The following is a 15,820-nucleotide window of genomic DNA, read 5'->3' on the forward strand; positions in this document are numbered from 1 at the left end:
TTCCGCAGCGGCCGGCCCGCGGCTCGACCCTGCGGCCGTTACCGGCCCTTCGCCCCCGGCGCCGCCGGGCTACGAAGTACCACCGAAAGCGGTTCAGTCGAAGGGATGCCGCAGGATGATCGTCTCGACCCGGTCCGGCCCGGTGGAGATGATGTCGATGGGCGCGCCGACCACCACCTCGATGCGGGCAATGTAGTCGCGGGCAGCCTGCGGCAGGTCGTCCAGGCTGCGGGCGCCGAGGGTGGTTTCCTGCCAGCCCGGTACCGTCTCGTAGACCGGGACCAGGCCCGCATAGTCGTCAGAGTCGATGGGGCTCGGCACCGGGTTGCCGTCCGCATCGGCATAGCCGACGCAGAGCTGGATCGATTCCAGGCCGTCGAGCACGTCGAGCTTGGTCAGGCAGAGGCCGCTCACCGAGTTGATGGCCACGGCGTTGCGGAGGGCAACGGCGTCGAACCAGCCGCAGCGCCGCGGGCGGCCCGTCGTGGCGCCGAACTCGTGGCCCCGGGAGGCGAGATGAGCGCCGGTGTCGTCGAACAGCTCCGTCGGGAACGGCCCTGACCCCACGCGGGTCGTGTACGCCTTGGTGATACCGAGCACGTAGTCGAGGTACAGGGGGCCCACGCCGGAGCCGGTGGCCGTGCCGCCGGCGGTCGTGTTCGAGCTGGTGACGAAGGGATAGGTGCCGTGGTCGATGTCGAGCAGCGAGCCCTGCGCGCCCTCGAAGAGAATACGCGCGCCCTTGCGCCGCAGCTCGTGGAGCAGCGCCGTGACGTCGGCCATCATCGGCAGCAGCTCCTCGCCCTGGGCGAGGGCCGCATCCGCGACCGCGTTCACGTCCAGCGGCGCGACGTGGTAGAAGTGCTCGAGCTGGAAATTGTGGTATTCGAGCACCTCCTCGAGGCGGCGCCGGAAGCGCGCCGGCTGCGCGAGGTCGCCGAGGCGCAGGCCGCGGCGGGCGACCTTGTCCTCGTAGGCCGGGCCGATGCCGCGGCCGGTGGTACCGATCTTGGCGTCGCCGCGACGCAGCTCGCGCGCCTTGTCGAGTTCCACGTGGTAGGGGAGGATCAGCGGGCAGGCCGGGGACAGGCGCAGGCGCTCGCGCACCGGCACGCCGCGCTCCTCGAGCTCACGCAGCTCCGTGAGCAGCGCGTCCGGGGCCAGCACCACGCCGTTGCCGATAAGGCACTGCACGTCGGCGCGCAGGACGCCCGAGGGAATCAGGTGCAGCACCGTCTTCTGGCCGTCGCAGACCAGCGTGTGGCCGGCATTGTGCCCGCCCTGGAAACGGACCACGGCGTCGGCCCGGTCCGTGAGCAGGTCGACGATCTTGCCCTTGCCCTCGTCACCCCACTGGGTGCCGAGGACCACGATGTTCTTTCTCATGATTCCTGTCTCGTTTTGCCGCGGCGCGGACGCACCACCCAGCTGCCGCCACCGGCGGCCAGTTCCCGGTCACAGCGCGGGTCCGTCTCGCCGGCGAGGGATACGATCACCACCTCGCCCGCGGCACGCAGTTCATTGATAGCCGCCACCAGCGCCGGGTCGTCCCCGGCGGGGGCGGCGATGGCACCGGCGCTTTCCCCGCCGTTCCCGACCCGGGCCGCCTGCAGCTGCACCAGGGTTTTCAGGTCCGTGGCAAAGCCGGTCGCCGGCCGTGCGCGGCCGTAGGCGCGGCCGACGTTGTCGTAGCGCCCGCCGTTGGCCACGGCTTCGCCGTGGCCGGGCAGGTAGGCGGCGAACACGATACCCGTGTGGTAGTGGTAGCCGCGCAGTTCCGCGAGGTCGAAGTAGACATCGACCCCGGGGTGGTGCGCGCTCACCTGCGCCGCCACGGCGCGCAGGGTTTCCAGGGCATCGCTGACCGCCGGCGCCACCGGCGCGAGCACGGCCGCCGCACGGTCGAGGACCGCGGCGTCACCGTGCAGGTTGAGGAGCGCCGACAGCGAGTCCCGCGCGCGCGCGTCGGCCCCGGCGAGCACGGCCTCCAGGTCCGGGCGGGACTTGCGCTGCAGCGCATCGAAGACCGCCGCCTCCACCGCCGGCGGCAACGCCAGCTGCGCGAGCAGTGCGCCGCAGACATCACCGTGACCGAGATCGAGGGTCACGGCGTCGTCGAGGCCGGCCGCGCCGAGCGTCGCCAGCATCAGGTTGATGATCTCCACGTCGGCCGCGAGGGTGGCGGCGCCGAACAGCTCCGCTCCGGCCTGCACCGGGGCGCGGGAGGCGAGCGGCGTCTTCTGCCGCGCGTGCAGCGTGGAGCCGGCGTAGCACAGGCGGCTGACGCCATCGTCGGCGAGCGCGTGGGCGTCGATACGCGCGACCTGCGGCGTGATGTCGGCGCGGATACCGAGCGTGCGCCCGCTGGGCTGGTCCGGAACCTTGAAGGTGAGAATGTCCAAGTCTGCGCCGACACCCTCGAGGAGGGACTCGGTGAACTCCACCAGCGGCGGCACCACGAGGCGGTAGCCCCAGCTCGCGTAGAGATCGAGCACCCGGCGGCGCAGCGTTTCCAGCCGCGCCGCGCGCTCGGGCAGCAGTTCGTCGACGCCGTCGGGCAGCTGCCAGCGGTCCACCGTGTCCATCGCCGTACTCAATTCACCAGGTAGAGGAGGCCCAGGCCCACGAGCATGCTGCCGAGGCCGAAGCGCCGGATCGTCCTGTCATCCAGCTGCGCCACAAGCACTACCATGCTTCGCCAGCGCGCCGGGGACAGGAACGGCAAAAAGCCCTCGAGCACCAGCACGAGGGCAACCGCGACCGGGAAGACCTGCCAGAAATCCATAGGGCTCCGTAACGGGCCAGTAACAGGGGTCAACAAAAAACCGCGGGACCCGCGGGGCGCGGGCCCCACCGATCCTCACGGTTGGCGAATGGTACCACAGTGCCGGCGCGCAGGGCGCCAGCCGGCGCGGTCACTCAGTTGCCGGCGCCGGCGTCCTTCAGGTAGCGGAAGAACTCGCTGTCCGGTTGCAGGAGCATGATGTCACCCTGCGACTGGAAGGCCTCGCCGTAGGCCCGGAGACTGCGGGTGAAGCTGTAGAACTCCGGGTCCTGGCCGAAGGCGTTGGCATAGATCGCCGTGGCGCGGGCGTCGCCCTCACCGCGGATCTCCTCCGCCTCGCGGAAGGCGTTGGCCTCGATCACCGTGACCTCGCGGTCCGCGGCGGCGCGGATCCCCTCGGCGAGCTCGTTACCCTGAGCACGGTGCTCGCGGGCTTCTTTCTCCCGCTCCGCGTTCATACGCCGGTAGACCGACTCGGAGACATCCGGCGGCAGATCGATCTGCTTCACGCGCACGTCGATGACCTCCACACCGAGCTCGGTGCGGGCCACCTCGTCAAGGTCCCGGGTGATGACTTCCATGAGCTCGTCGCGCTCACCGGACACCACCTCCTGGATCGTCCTCGCCGCGACCTCGTTGCGCAGGCCGTCGTTGATCCGCTGGGCCAGCAGGCCGGAGGCCCGCGACTCCTCACCGTTGGTCGCCGTGTAGAACTTGGCCGTGTCATCCACGCGGTACTTGGCGTAGGAATCGACAATCAGCGCCTTCTGCTCCTGCGTGAAGTAGCGTTCGGGCTGGGAGTCCACGGTGAGCACGCGGCCGTCGAACTTGCGCACGTTGTTCACGAAGGGAACCTTCACGTGCAGACCCGGCTTGAGATCAGTGTTCACCACCTCACCGAAGCGCAGCAGCACGCCGCGCTCCGTTTCCTTGATGATAAACAGCGAATTGCTTGCGACGAACAGGGCGATGACCGCCAGCAGCGTCAGCGTTAGGTTGCGTCCCGACATCTCAGCGTCCTCCTCCGCGGCGGTTCTGCTGTGCGGCGGCGTCGCGCCGCAGCTGCTCGGTCACCGCGTCCGTAAGCTCCCGGATCGTGGCGCTGTCCAGGGAGATCTCCCGGCCCCGCGGCATAGTGGCGGCGCGTTCGGCCATCTTGTCCAGCGGCAGGTACATGACGTTGTTGCCGCCCTCCACGTCGACCATGACCTTGTTGGTCTTGCCGAGGACGCCCTGCATGGCGTCGATGTACAGGCGCTCGCGGGTGACCTCCGGCGCCTTGCGGTATTCCGCGAGGAGCTGGCGGAAACGCTCCGCCTCACCTTCGGCCCGGGCGATGACCTGGTCGCGGTAGGCCGAGGCCTCCTCGATCGTGCGCTGGGCACGGCCGCGGGCCTCGGGGACGATGCCGTTGGCGTAGGACTGGGCCTCGTTCTTGACCCGCTCCTCGTCCTCGCGCGCCTTGATCACGTCGTCGAAGGCCGCCTGCACCTGGCTCGGCGGCTTCGACTCGTCGACATTGACGGTGCTGATGCGGATACCCGTGCCGTAGGCGCTGGTGTAGGCCTGAAGCCGGTCGCGCATCTCCTGGGCGATCTGCGCCCGGCCCTCGGTGAGCACCAGGTCCATGGTCATGCCGCCGACCACGTGGCGCAGGGCACTCTGCGCGGCCTGCTCCAGGGAGTTCTCCGGGGCGCGGACCTCGAGCACGTAGCTCTTGACGTCGTCGACCACGTACTGCACGGAAGTCCGTACCTCGACGATGTTCTCGTCCTGCGTAAGCATCACCTCGCGGAAGCTGGCGGAACGGACCTTGGTGGTGTTGACCTTGATGACCTCGTCGATGAGCGGCGGGTTCCAGTGCAGCCCCGGCATCGCCGTGCTCTGGTAGCTGCCGAAGCGCAGCACCACGGCCCGCTCCTGCTCGTCGACCTGGTAGAAGCCCATGAGGGCCCAGACCACGAAGAGACCCGCCGCCACCAGCCCGAGCATCGCGCCGGAGAGGCTGCCGCCCCCGCCGCCGCCCCCGGAGCCACCGCGGCGCCCGCCGAACAGGCCACCGAGGCGCTGCTGCAGTTTGCGCAGGGCCTCATCGAGGTCCGGCGGTCCCTGGTCACCGCCGCCCCACGGGTCGTTCGGTTTGTTGCCGCCACCCGGCTCGTTCCAGGCCATAGCCATCTCCTGATCGTTAAAGCGAATCATTCTAGCAAAAAGGGAGGGTGCCCCATTACTGTTCGACCCTGCAATTCCTCGGCGCAAGCTTCACGCGGCTCGCGCACACCTCGCCCGCGATGCACACGGGACGGACACGCACCGACCGACTCAGGGGGCGCCCTCGCTGGCCACGAGCCGCTCCCAGTCCGCTCGCGGCAGGCGCACGGAAACGTGGGCGGCACCGTCACTGCCGTAGTGCTCGTCGCGCACGGCGCCGAGGCGGTACAGGGCCGCACGGAGGCGGCCCTGCTCCGGGGCCAGCACCAGCTCGCGGGCCACCATGTCGTCGCCCACCAGCTCGCCGATGGCGCCCAGGAGCGCGTCGAGGCCGCTGCCGTCCCGCGCGCTCACCCAGGCCCGCACGGGGCAGCCGGCGTCGTCGCGGTCGATGCGCGGCGCCGTCTCCAGCAGGTCGATCTTGTTGTAGACCTCCAGCTGCGGCACGTCCTCGGCACCGATCTCCCGCAGCACCTCGCGCACCTGCAGGGCGTGCTCGGCGCGGTCCTCGCTGGCGGCGTCGACCACGTGCAACAGCAGGTCGGCGTTGCGCGTCTCCTCCAGCGTCGCCTTGAAGGCCTCCACGAGCCGGTGCGGCAGGTGCGAGATGAAGCCGACGGTATCGGCGAGGATCACCGGGCCCACTTCCGGCATTTCCAGCCGGCGCAGGGTCGGGTCAAGGGTCGCGAAGAGCTGGTCCGCGGCGTACACGCCCGCGGTGGTGAGGCCGTTGAACAGCGTCGACTTGCCGGCATTGGTATAGCCGACCAGTGCGACCGTCGGCACCTCCGCGCGGCGACGCGAACGGCGCCCCTGTTCGCGCTGGCGGCGCACCTTCTCGAGGCGGCCGACGATCGACTTGATGCGTGCTCGCAGGAGCCGCCGGTCCGTTTCCAGCTGCGTCTCACCCGGGCCGCGCAGGCCGATACCGCCCTTCTGCCGCTCCAGGTGAGTCCAGCCGCGGACGAGCCGCGTGCTCATGTGCCGAAGCTGCGCGAGCTCCACCTGCAGCTTGCCCTCGTGGGTTCGAGCGCGCTGGGCGAAGATATCCAGGATCAGACCGGTGCGGTCGAGCACGCGGCACTTGAGCGCGCGCTCGAGGTTACGCTCCTGGCTCGGGCTCAGCGTGTGGTTGAAGATCACCACCTGGGCGTCGTGCTCGCGCACGGCCGCGGCGATCTCCTCCAGCTTCCCGGAGCCGGCGAAGGTCCCGGCGTGCGGGGCGTCGCGACGGCCCATGATGTAGGCCACCGGGTCGCCGCCCGCCGAAAGCACGAGCTCCTCGAATTCCCTCGGGTCGTCGGCCTCGCGCTCGCGCCCCATTTCCATGTGCACGAGCACGGCGACCTCGCCGGACGCGGGCCGGTCAAAGAACAAGTGGGCGTTCCCTCATCATGCGCCGGCGGGGGCCGGCGCTGCGTTCAGTCCTGGCCGTTGCCATTTTCCTCGGGGGGGTTCTGCATGGGCATGCGCACCACGCGCCCGGGCACGACCGTGGAGATGGCGTGCTTATAGACCATCTGGCTGACCGTGTTCTTGAGCAGAACGACGAACTGGTCAAAAGACTCGATCTGGCCCTGCAGCTTGATGCCGTTGACCAGGTAGATCGATACCGGGACCCGTTCCTTGCGCAGGATGTTCAGGTAAGGGTCTTGTAGCGTGTGCCCTTTTGACATGACGCTTTCTCCATTTCATGGGCTCCCGCGGGAGCCGGCTGTGTGGGCCCCAACCGGGCCAAAAAAAACCGAAGGGGCCGCGCGGCGCGCCCGCCCTTGCGAGCGCCCCGCGAGGCCCCGTGGAACAGTGAGACTGCTGGTAACAGCAAACGTTCCCACGTCCGATTCTACTATATGGGGTGATACGCGAGATAGTTCAAGAGCAGATCGGCCGGATTGCCGGCAACCGGCAGCCGGGGCTCCGGCAGCGTGTGCTCGACCACCCGGCCGCCGTCGTCCGTGAGCAGCCAGTAGAGGTCCGGCCACTTGCGCAACCAGGTGAGCTGCCGCTTGGCCAGCTGGCGGGTGGCGGCGATGGCCCGCTCGCGGGCGGTGGCGAAGTCCGCCTCCCCCGCGAGGTGGGCCCAGAGCTGCCGGTAGCCGACGCTGCGCAGGGCCGGAAGCGCCGGGTCGAGGTCGCCCCGGGCCCGCAGTGCCGCCACTTCCTCCAGGAAACCCGCCGCGAGCATGGCGTCGAAGCGCGCCGCGATCCGCGCGTGCAGCACGGCCCGGTCCGCCGGGCAGAGCGCCACCTGCAGCACCCGGTAGCCGGCGGCGAGCGGCTCGCCGGCAGTGCCGTGCCAGGCGGAAAGCGGCCGTCCGCTGCTGCGGTAGACCTCTAGCGCCCGGGCCAGGCGCTGCGCGTGGTTCGGGTGGATCCGCGCCGCGCTCGCCGGGTCCACCGCGGCCAGCTCCGCATGCAGCGCCGGCCACCCGCGCGCGGCGGCCTCGGCGGCGATGCTGGCACGCGCCGCCGGGTCCGCCGGCGGCATCGGCGAAAGCCCCTCGAGAAAGGCCCGGAAGTAGAGCATCGTGCCCCCGACCAGCACCGGCACCCGGCCGCGGGCGACGATCGCCGGCAGCAGGTCGGCAAGATCGTCGAGGAACGCCGCGGCTGAGTAGGGCTCGGCCGGATCGCGCAGGTCCAGCAGGTGATGGGAACTTGCCGGGCGCGCCGCGCCGATGTCGAGGCCCCGGTAGACCAGGGTGGAGTCGACACTCACCAGCTCTCCGGGCAGCGCATTGACCAGCGCCTCGGCGAGCGCCGTCTTGCCCGATGCCGTGGGCCCCAGGATGCACAGCACCGGCGGCTTGGCGGGCACTAACGACCCCGCAGGAACAGGCGATCGAGCTCCGCCAGGGTCAGCCGGGTCCAGGTCGGCCGGCCGTGGTTGCACTGCCCAGAGCGCTCCGTGGCCTCCATGTCCCGGAGCAGTGCGTTCATCTCCGGGATCGTCAGCCGCCGATTGGCGCGCACGGAACCGTGGCAGGCCATGGTGGACAGGATCTCGTCCTCGTGGGCGGCGATGCGCTCGGAGCTGCCGTGCTCACCGAGGTCGGCGAGCACATCGCGCAGAAGCTGGGGCACGTCCGAATCGCGCAGGCTTACCGGCACCTCGCGCACCAGCAGCGACTCCTCAGCGACCCGCTCCACGGTGAAACCGAGGCTCGCGAACCAGTCCCCGTGCGTCTCTGCGAGCGCCGCCTCCCGGGCGCTCACGGCCACGGACTCGGGCACCAGCAGCGGCTGGCTGCGGATGCCCTCGCTGTCCCGCGCGCGCTTGAGCCGCTCGTAGGTAATGCGCTCGTGGGCGGCATGCATGTCGACCAGGACCAACCCCTCGGCGTTCTCGGCGAGCACGTAAACACCCTTGAGCTGGGCGATGGCGTAACCCAGGGGCGGGACCTCCTCGCCATCCATCTCGGCGACCGCCGCACCGGCGGTCGCGCCGTAGAGCCGCCCGTAGCTCTCGAAAGCCGCCGCCGGCGCCGGGCCGCGGTCCCCCGGGGACGGTGGCGCCGAGGAACCGGGGGCGGCCCCCGCGGGCGCGGTCGCACCGGCAAGACCCAGGCCGCCCTGGGACGGCGCCGGTGCCCCGGCCAGCTCTGCCGCGGGCGCCGCCGCCGGGCTGTCCCCGGGGCGCAGCTCCGCCAGCGCCCGGTGCAGGGTGCCGTAGATGAGATTGTGCACGGCGCGCGACTCGCGGAAGCGCACCTCGTGCTTGGTCGGGTGCACGTTCACGTCCACCTGCGCCGGGTCCACCTCGAGGTACAGGAGGTAGGCCGGGTGGCGGCCGTGGTAGAGCACGTCCCGGTAGGCCTGGCGCACCGCGTGCGCCACGACCTTGTCGCGCACGATGCGACCGTTGACGAAAAAGTACTGCAGGTCCGCCTGGCTGCGGGAGAAGGTCGGCAGGCCGATCCAGCCCGCGAGACACAGCCCCGGCGCCTCGCGCGACAGCGGCAGGGACTGGTCGAGGAAAGCGGGGCCGCAGACCGAGGCCACACGCCGGCGCTGCTCCGCCTCGGTCTCCGCGGGCCGCAGCCGGTGCACGGAGCGGCCGTTGTGGCGCAGGTCGAAGGCGACATCGAAGCGGGCCAGGGCGAGGCGCTTGACCACCTCCTCAAGGTGGCCGAACTCGGTCTTCTCCGTGCGCAGGAACTTGCGCCGGGCCGGCGTGTTGAAGAACAGGTCCCGCACCTCGACGGTGGTACCGCGCGGGTGGGGCGCCGGCGATACGGTGACCGCCTGGTCCCGGCCCTCGCTGGCGGCGCGGTGCCCCGGCCCCGCGTCCGAGTCGTTGCTGGTGATGCTGAGGCGGGACACGGAGCCGATGCTCGCCAGGGCCTCGCCGCGAAAGCCGAGGGTGCGCACCGCCTCTAGGTCGTCGAGGCTGTCGATCTTGCTGGTGGCGTGCCGGGCCAGGGCCAGGGGCAGGTCCTCCGCGCCGATGCCGCAGCCGTTGTCGCGGACGCGGATGAGTCGCGAACCGGCGCCCTCGATCTCGATCTCGAGCCGGTCCGCGCCGGCATCGAGGGCGTTCTCGAGCAGCTCCTTGACCACCGAGGCCGGCCGCTCGACGACCTCCCCGGCGGCGATCTGGTTCGCCAGCCGCGGCGACAGGCGATGGATCAATCCCACGCGGCGTGTCCTCCCTCGACCGTTACCGGGGCCATCAGCTGGCCGGGATCTTCAGGGTCTTGCCGACCATGATGCGGTCGCCGCGCAGGCCGTTGTAGCTCTTCAGGTCCGCCACGGAGACGTTGAAGCGCTGGGCGATGCCCGAGAGCGTATCGCCGCGGGCGATGGTGTACTGACGACCGACGCCGTTCTCTTTCTGCCAGGCGAGCAGCGTGCCCGGCGGCGGGTGGTCCCGCCACCAGCGGCGCAGGCCGCGGAAGATTGCCGCCGCCATCTGCCGGCGGTAGCTCGCGGTGGCGAGCTTGCGCGCCTCGGCCGGGTTCGAGATGAAACCCGTCTCGACCAGGATCGACGGGATATCCGGCGACTTGAGTACGGCGAAGGCGGCCTGCTCCACCTGGCGCTTGTGCAGCCGGGCCACGCTGTCCATCTCGCCGAGCACGCTCGCGCCCATGTTCAGGCTGGCATCCAGGGTCGAGGTCATGGACAGGTCCGCGAGCACCTCGGCGAGCATCTCGTCCTTGTCGGCGAGGCGCACACCGCCGATGAGGTCGGCGGCGTTTTCCTTCTCGGCGAGGTAGCGGGCGGTGGTACTGGTGGCACCGCGGGTAGACAGGGCGTAGACGGACGCACCGTTCGCCTCCTTGCGGGTGAAGGCGTCGGCGTGGATCGATACGAACAGGTCGGCCTGGCGCTTGCGGGCGAGGTCCCGGCGGCCGCGGAGGCTGACATAGTAGTCGCCGCTGCGGACCAGCGTCGGGCTGAAGCCGGGCTCCCGCTCGAAGTGGTCGTGCAGTTCCCGGGCGATGGCGAGCACCACGTCCTTCTCCCGCAGGCGCCCGGGGCCGAGAGCCCCGGGGTCCTCGCCGCCGTGGCCCGCGTCGATGGCGACGATGACGTCACGGCGCCCGTCGCTTTGCGCGACCTTGCGGGGCGCGTCCGCGGGCGGCGCGTCGTCGTAGAGGTCGAGGACGACCCGGTCACCGGCCTGGGCGTTGGCGCGCAGGGAAAAGCTGCGCGGGGTGACCAATGCCTTGAGGTCGAAAACCAGGCGCAGGTCATCGCCCTCGCGCACGCCGGCGCGGACCCGGGCGATCGGTGTGTCCGCCAGCGGCAGTTCGTCGACGCTGGCACGCAGCACCACGTCGGTGACATCCAGTACGACCCGGCGCGGGCTGTCGAGCACGATCACCCGGTGCTCGGCCGGAGCGTCGAGGTCGAGCACGATGCGCGTGTGATCCGGGGCGCGCCAGAGGCGCACGTCCTGTACCGTGGCGGCAGCGGCGCCGGCCGCAACCAGGAGCGAGGCAGCCAGCGTGCTGATCGCGGTAGCGAGGGCGGCAAGGCAGCGGGCCGCGGCGCCGCGGCGCTGGCGGTGCTCAGCCGTCGTCGATTGCTGCAAGCACATCTCCTGCTACCGGGGTTGCCGCCTCCAGCGTGACCCTGCGGCCATCGCCCTGCGCGATCATGGTAATCGCTAAGTCAGCGGCGGGCAAAAAGCCGCCGCCGCGTTCCGGCCACTCCACCAGGCACAGGCAGTCTCCCCCGATATAGTCGCGGAAGCCCAGCAGCTCGAGTTCTTCCGGGTCCGCGAGGCGGTAGAGGTCGAAGTGGTACACGGGGAAGCGGGTGTGCTCATAGGGCTCCACCAGCGTGTAGGTCGGGCTCTTCACGGCGCCCCGGTGGCCCAGGCCCTGGACGATGCCGCGGGACAGGGTCGTCTTGCCCGCGCCGAGGTCGCCGCTGAGCGTGACCAGCAGGCCCGGCACCAGCTGCGCCGCCAGCCGCTCCCCGAGGGAGACCGTCGCCGCCTCGTCGCGCAGCGTGAAGGCCAGGGAGCGCATCAGCCGAGCAGGCGCCGGAGCGGCGCATACAGGTCCGAGGGAAGGAGGCCGCGCTGGCCGTCCGCGGCAGCGAGATCCGCGGCGGCTGCGTGCGCCGTGACGGCGAGGCGCGCTGCGCTCGCCGGCGACAGGCCCTGGGCGAGGAGGCCACCGGTGAGCCCGGCCAGCACATCGCCCATGCCGCCGGTGGCCATGCCGGGGTTGCCGCCCGCGCAGAGACCGCCGCTGCCGTCCTCGGCCACCACCAGGCTGCCGTTACCCTTGAGCACGACCGTGGCGGCATAGCGCTCGGCAAGGGCCTGCGCACTGGCGAAACGATCGGCCTGCACCGCCCTGCTGTCAGTGCCGAGGAGTCCGCCGGCTTCCCCGGGGTGCGGTGTGAGCACGGCCGGCGCGGGCCAGGGCCCCGTGCCGGCGCCGAGCAACGCGAGGCCATCGGCGTCGATCACGGCGGGGAGACCCGAGGCCCGCGCACGGGCGAACAGCTGCTCACCCCAGGGGCCGCGGCCGAGGCCGGGGCCGAGCACCAGCAGATCGCTCGCCGCGAGCAGCGGCTCGAGTTCGTGCACATCCGCCACCGCACGCAGCATCGCCTCGGGCAGCCGCGCGAGGCCGGCCGGCACATGCTCGCCCCGGGTCGCCACCCGCACCAGGCCCGCGCCCGCACGCAGCGCCGCCTCGGCGGCGAGCAGCGCGGCACCGCCCATGCCGTGGTCACCGCCGATCACCAGCACGTTGCCGAAATGTCCCTTGTGCGCCTGCGGCGCTCGCGGGGGCAGGGCCCCGCGCTCCGCCACCAGGGACAGGAGCTCCCAGGCCTCGGCTCGCGGCACGGCGGCAAAGCTCTCCGCCGGCACCGCGAGGTCGTCGAAATCCACGTCGCCGGCCAGCGCCGGACCGTCGGCGGTATACAGCCCGCGCTTGCGGCCGATGAAGGTCACGGTCGCGGTCGCGCGGACCGCCGAGCCGAGGATCCGCCCGGTATCCGCGCAGAGGCCCGAGGGAATATCCACCGCCAGCACCGGCAGGCCGCTGTCGTTGACGGCCTCGATGACGCCGGCGGCATCGGGGCGCACGGGGCCACCGAGGCCCGTGCCGAGGAGTGCATCGACGATGACGACGCCGGGGTCGGCGGGCAGGCAGCCCGCTTTCCAGGGCACCACGGCCACGCCCTCGTCGAGGGCGTGCTGCCGCGCCCTGGCGGCATCGCCACTGAGCCGCGCCGGGTCGCCGACGGTATAGACCGTGACAGGGAGGCCGCGCTTGTGGGCAAGGGCCGCCACCAGGTACCCGTCGCCGCCGTTGTTGCCGCCGCCGCAGACCACCGCGATACCCGCGGGCGCCGGCCAGCGCCGGGACAGGCGCGCGAAGGCGGCCTCGGCGGCGCGGGCCATCAGGGTCATGCCGCGAAGGCCGCCGTGCCCGATGGCGGCCGCGTCGAGGGCGCGGGTCTGTGCCGCGCTGTACAGTAACGGTGCCGCTTCCGGCATGGGTCCTCCGCTTGCATGCATCGCCCCGGCGGGGCGTCGCTTTCCGGCAGCATGATACCGTACCCGGCATGGCTCCCCGCACGCAGCAGGCGCACCCGTGACCACCACCATCGCGAGCGACAACCCGGCCGCGCTGGCCGCGCGCATCCGCGGCTGGGCCCGCGAGCTCGGCTTCCAGCAGCTGGGCATCAGCGACGTCGACCTCGCGGCGCACGAGGGCTACCTGCAGAAATGGCTGGACGCCGGCTACCACGGGGGCATGGACTTCATGGCGGCCCACGGCACGCGGCGCAGCCGCCCCGGGGAACTGGTGCCGGGCACCTGCCGGGTACTCTCCGTGCGCATGGACTACCTGCCGCCGGGGGACGACCCGGACGCCACTCTCGCCGACGGCGAGCGCGCCTACATCGCCCGCTACGCGCTCGGCCGCGACTATCACAAGGTCCTGCGCCGGCGCCTGGCGAAGCTCGCGAAGCGCATCGAGGCCGAGGCCGGCGGCGGCCAGTACCGTGCTTTCGTCGACTCCGCGCCGGTGCTGGAACGGGCCATCGCCGAGAACGCGGGCCTGGGCTGGATCGCCAAGAACACCATGCTCATCAACGAGCAGGCGGGGTCGTGGTTCTTTCTCGGCGAGATCTACACGGATCTGCCGCTGCCCGCCGATGCGCCGCGGACGCAGAAGCACTGCGGCAGCTGCCGCGCCTGTTTGGATATCTGTCCCACGGACGCTTTCCCGGGCCCCTTCGAACTCGATGCCCGGCGCTGCATCTCCTACCTCACGATCGAGCACAAGGGGTCCATCGACGAGGCCCTGCGGCCGCTCATGGGCAACCGGGTGTTCGGCTGCGACGACTGCCAGCTGGTCTGCCCCTGGAACAAGTTCGCCTCGCCCACCGCCGAGGACGACTTCCGCCCCAGGCACGGGCTCGATGCCCCGGCGCTGGCCGAGCTGTTCGCCTGGGACGAGGCCACCTTCCTCGAGCGCACCGCCGGCTCGCCGATCCGCCGCGTGGGCTTCGAGCGCTGGCTGCGCAACCTCGCCGTGGGCCTCGGCAATGCGCCGACCTCGCAGGCGGTGGTGGAGGCACTGCGGGCGCGGCGCGACGACCCCTCGGCGCTGGTCCGGGAGCATGTCGAGTGGGCGCTGGGGCGGCACGGCGCGCTGTAGCGAGGCACCGCCGGGAAAGGCCTCGCTGGCCCTCAGGCGTCGTCGATGAGCAGGAAGTTGTCGCGGTAGTAGCGCAGCTCGGCAATCGAATCGCGGATGTCGTCGAGGGCAAGATGAGCCCCCTTCTTGCTGACCCCCGCGGCGATATCGGGACGCCAGCGCTGGACGAGGATCTTGAGCGCGGACACGTCGAGATTGCGGTAGTGGAAGAAGCCTTCCAGCGCGGGCATGTGCCGGGCCATGAAGCGCCGGTCCTGGCAGATCGAGTTGCCGCACATGGGGGAGGCGCCCTCGGGCACCCATGCGCCGAGAAAGTCGATGGTCTGCTCGGCGGCGGCGCTCTCGTCGATGACGCTGGAACGGACCCGGTCGACCAGCCCGGAGCGCGTGTGATGGGTGGTATTCCACTCGTCCATGGCCGCCAGTACCGCCTCGTCCTGGTGAATGGCGAGCACCGGTCCCTCCGCGAGCGTGTTGAGGTCGCTGTCGGTGACGATGGTGGCGATCTCGATCACCCGGTCCCGGTCCGGGTCCAGCCCGGTCATCTCCATATCCACCCACGCCAGGTGGCTCGCGTCGCGCATGCTGCTGTCTCCCAAGGTCCTTTCCCGAGTGTAGCTCGCCGGGCCCATGCTCGACAGGCCCCGGCACCCCCCCGATAATCCGGGCGATGACCAAGCGCAGACTGACCCGCCAGCAGGCCTGGCGCATCGAGAAGATCCAGGCCGAGCGCGCCCGGCGGGCCCGGCGCCGCGAAGAGGCTGCCGGCGAGGACGGGGGCCTCGGCCCCGAGACCGAGGGCGTGGTCATCGCGCACTACGGCAGCCAGCTCGACGTGGAGGCCGCCGAGAACCCGGGCAGCAGCCTGCGCTGCCACCTGCGCGCGAATCTCGAGGGGCTGGTCACCGGCGACCGGGTCGTGTTCCGCGCCGGTGAGCCGACGGGCGTGGTGGTCGCGCGACTGCCGCGGCGGTCGCTGCTGTCCAGGCCGGATGCGCGCGGCGTACCTCGTCCGGTCGCCGCCAACATCGACCGGGTCGCCATCGTCATCGCGCCGGAGCCGGCGCCGCATGCCAACCTCATCGACCGCTACCTGGTGGCCACGGAGGCCATGGGCGCCGAGGCGCTGCTGGTCCTGAACAAGGCAGACCTGCTGGCAGACACCGCCGCGGCCGCATCCATGGCGGCCCTGCTCACGCCCTACGAAGCGCTCGGCTACCGCGTGATCGAGACCAGCCAGGCAACGGCAGCGGAAACCCTGGGCGCGGCGCTCGCGGGCCACACCAGCGTGCTCGTCGGCCAGTCGGGGGTCGGCAAGACCTCCCTCGTGAACGCCCTGCTGCCCGGCCTGGGCCGGCGCACCGGCGAGCTCTCGGGCCCCGGCCGCAAGGGCCGGCACACCACGACGACCGCGGAGCTGCACCATCTGGCGACGGGCGGCGACCTGATCGACTCGCCGGGGATCCGCGAGTTCGGCCTGGACCACCTGCCGCGGGAGGAGGTCGCCGCGGGTTTCAGGGAGTTCCGGCCCTTCCTCGGCCACTGTCGCTTCCGCGACTGCCGGCACCGCGACGAGCCCGGCTGCGCACTGCTCGAAGCCGTTGCGGCGGGTAAGGTGAGCAGCGCGCGCCTCGCGAGCTACCGGCACATCGTCGACGACGACTAGGCGGCCCGCAACGCGGGA

At 71.3% G+C, this 15,820-nt stretch carries 15 protein-coding genes; 2 read left to right on the top strand and 13 right to left on the bottom strand.

The window, feature by feature from the left end; genetic code table 11:
* Positions 1-93: 93 nt before the first annotated feature.
* From RKE50_RS03865 to RKE50_RS03920, 12 genes are all read right to left on the bottom strand, one after another.
* Positions 94-1,386 (bottom strand): adenylosuccinate synthase, encoded by a 1,293-nt coding sequence (locus RKE50_RS03865; RefSeq protein WP_350034549.1) that lies wholly within the window; start codon positions 1,384-1,386, stop codon positions 94-96.
* The gene (locus tag RKE50_RS03870) at positions 1,383-2,585 is read right to left on the bottom strand and encodes an ATP phosphoribosyltransferase regulatory subunit (RefSeq protein ID WP_350034550.1); all 1,203 of its coding nucleotides are present in this window, start codon (positions 2,583-2,585) and stop codon (positions 1,383-1,385) included. Before RKE50_RS03870 ends, RKE50_RS03865 begins: the two co-directional genes overlap by 4 nt.
* An 8-nt stretch (positions 2,586-2,593) precedes the next feature.
* Complete coding sequence (locus tag RKE50_RS03875) at positions 2,594-2,785, bottom strand: DUF2065 domain-containing protein (RefSeq protein ID WP_350034551.1); 192 nt, start codon at positions 2,783-2,785, stop codon at positions 2,594-2,596.
* A gap of 134 nt (positions 2,786-2,919) precedes the next feature.
* Positions 2,920-3,795: a protease modulator HflC gene (gene hflC / locus RKE50_RS03880; protein WP_350034553.1), complete on the bottom strand. Its 876-nt coding sequence runs from the start codon at positions 3,793-3,795 to the stop codon at positions 2,920-2,922.
* 1 nt (position 3,796) lies between these two features.
* Complete coding sequence (gene hflK, locus RKE50_RS03885) at positions 3,797-4,957, bottom strand: FtsH protease activity modulator HflK (protein ID WP_350034555.1); 1,161 nt, start codon at positions 4,955-4,957, stop codon at positions 3,797-3,799.
* A 150-nt stretch (positions 4,958-5,107) separates the two neighbouring features.
* Positions 5,108-6,373 (bottom strand): ribosome rescue GTPase HflX, encoded by a 1,266-nt coding sequence (hflX, locus tag RKE50_RS03890; RefSeq protein ID WP_350034557.1) that lies wholly within the window; start codon positions 6,371-6,373, stop codon positions 5,108-5,110.
* A 44-nt stretch (positions 6,374-6,417) separates the two neighbouring features.
* Positions 6,418-6,672, bottom strand: coding sequence for an RNA chaperone Hfq (gene hfq, locus RKE50_RS03895; protein ID WP_350034559.1), 255 nt, complete (start codon positions 6,670-6,672; stop codon positions 6,418-6,420).
* Between the two features lie 170 nt (positions 6,673-6,842).
* Positions 6,843-7,814 (bottom strand): tRNA (adenosine(37)-N6)-dimethylallyltransferase MiaA, encoded by a 972-nt coding sequence (miaA, locus tag RKE50_RS03900; RefSeq protein ID WP_350034561.1) that lies wholly within the window; start codon positions 7,812-7,814, stop codon positions 6,843-6,845.
* Positions 7,814-9,634, bottom strand: coding sequence for a DNA mismatch repair endonuclease MutL (gene mutL / locus RKE50_RS03905; protein ID WP_350034563.1), 1,821 nt, complete (start codon positions 9,632-9,634; stop codon positions 7,814-7,816). The genes miaA and mutL overlap by 1 nt, the downstream gene beginning before the upstream one ends.
* Before the next feature lie 34 nt (positions 9,635-9,668).
* Positions 9,669-10,958: an N-acetylmuramoyl-L-alanine amidase gene (locus tag RKE50_RS03910; RefSeq protein WP_350034681.1), complete on the bottom strand. Its 1,290-nt coding sequence runs from the start codon at positions 10,956-10,958 to the stop codon at positions 9,669-9,671.
* Between the two features lie 55 nt (positions 10,959-11,013).
* Positions 11,014-11,478: a tRNA (adenosine(37)-N6)-threonylcarbamoyltransferase complex ATPase subunit type 1 TsaE gene (tsaE, locus tag RKE50_RS03915; RefSeq protein ID WP_350034565.1), complete on the bottom strand. Its 465-nt coding sequence runs from the start codon at positions 11,476-11,478 to the stop codon at positions 11,014-11,016.
* The gene (locus RKE50_RS03920; protein WP_350034567.1) at positions 11,478-12,968 is read right to left on the bottom strand and encodes an NAD(P)H-hydrate dehydratase; all 1,491 of its coding nucleotides are present in this window, start codon (positions 12,966-12,968) and stop codon (positions 11,478-11,480) included. The genes tsaE and RKE50_RS03920 overlap by 1 nt, the downstream gene beginning before the upstream one ends.
* 97 nt (positions 12,969-13,065) lie before the next feature.
* Here RKE50_RS03920 and queG point away from each other — a divergent pair, with 97 nt between their 5' ends.
* The gene (queG, locus tag RKE50_RS03925) at positions 13,066-14,136 is read left to right on the top strand and encodes a tRNA epoxyqueuosine(34) reductase QueG (RefSeq protein WP_350034569.1); all 1,071 of its coding nucleotides are present in this window, start codon (positions 13,066-13,068) and stop codon (positions 14,134-14,136) included.
* A gap of 32 nt (positions 14,137-14,168) precedes the next feature.
* Here queG and orn read toward each other — a convergent pair whose 3' ends face one another.
* Complete coding sequence (orn, locus tag RKE50_RS03930) at positions 14,169-14,720, bottom strand: oligoribonuclease (RefSeq protein WP_350034570.1); 552 nt, start codon at positions 14,718-14,720, stop codon at positions 14,169-14,171.
* Between the two features lie 86 nt (positions 14,721-14,806).
* On the opposite strand from orn, the gene rsgA reads away from it, so the two are divergent.
* Complete coding sequence (gene rsgA / locus RKE50_RS03935; RefSeq protein WP_350034572.1) at positions 14,807-15,802, top strand: small ribosomal subunit biogenesis GTPase RsgA; 996 nt, start codon at positions 14,807-14,809, stop codon at positions 15,800-15,802.
* The last annotated feature ends 18 nt before the right edge of the window (positions 15,803-15,820 follow it).

The sequence above is a fragment of the Pseudohaliea sp. genome (assembly GCF_040217025.1).
Lineage (GTDB): Bacteria > Pseudomonadota > Gammaproteobacteria > Pseudomonadales > Halieaceae > Pseudohaliea.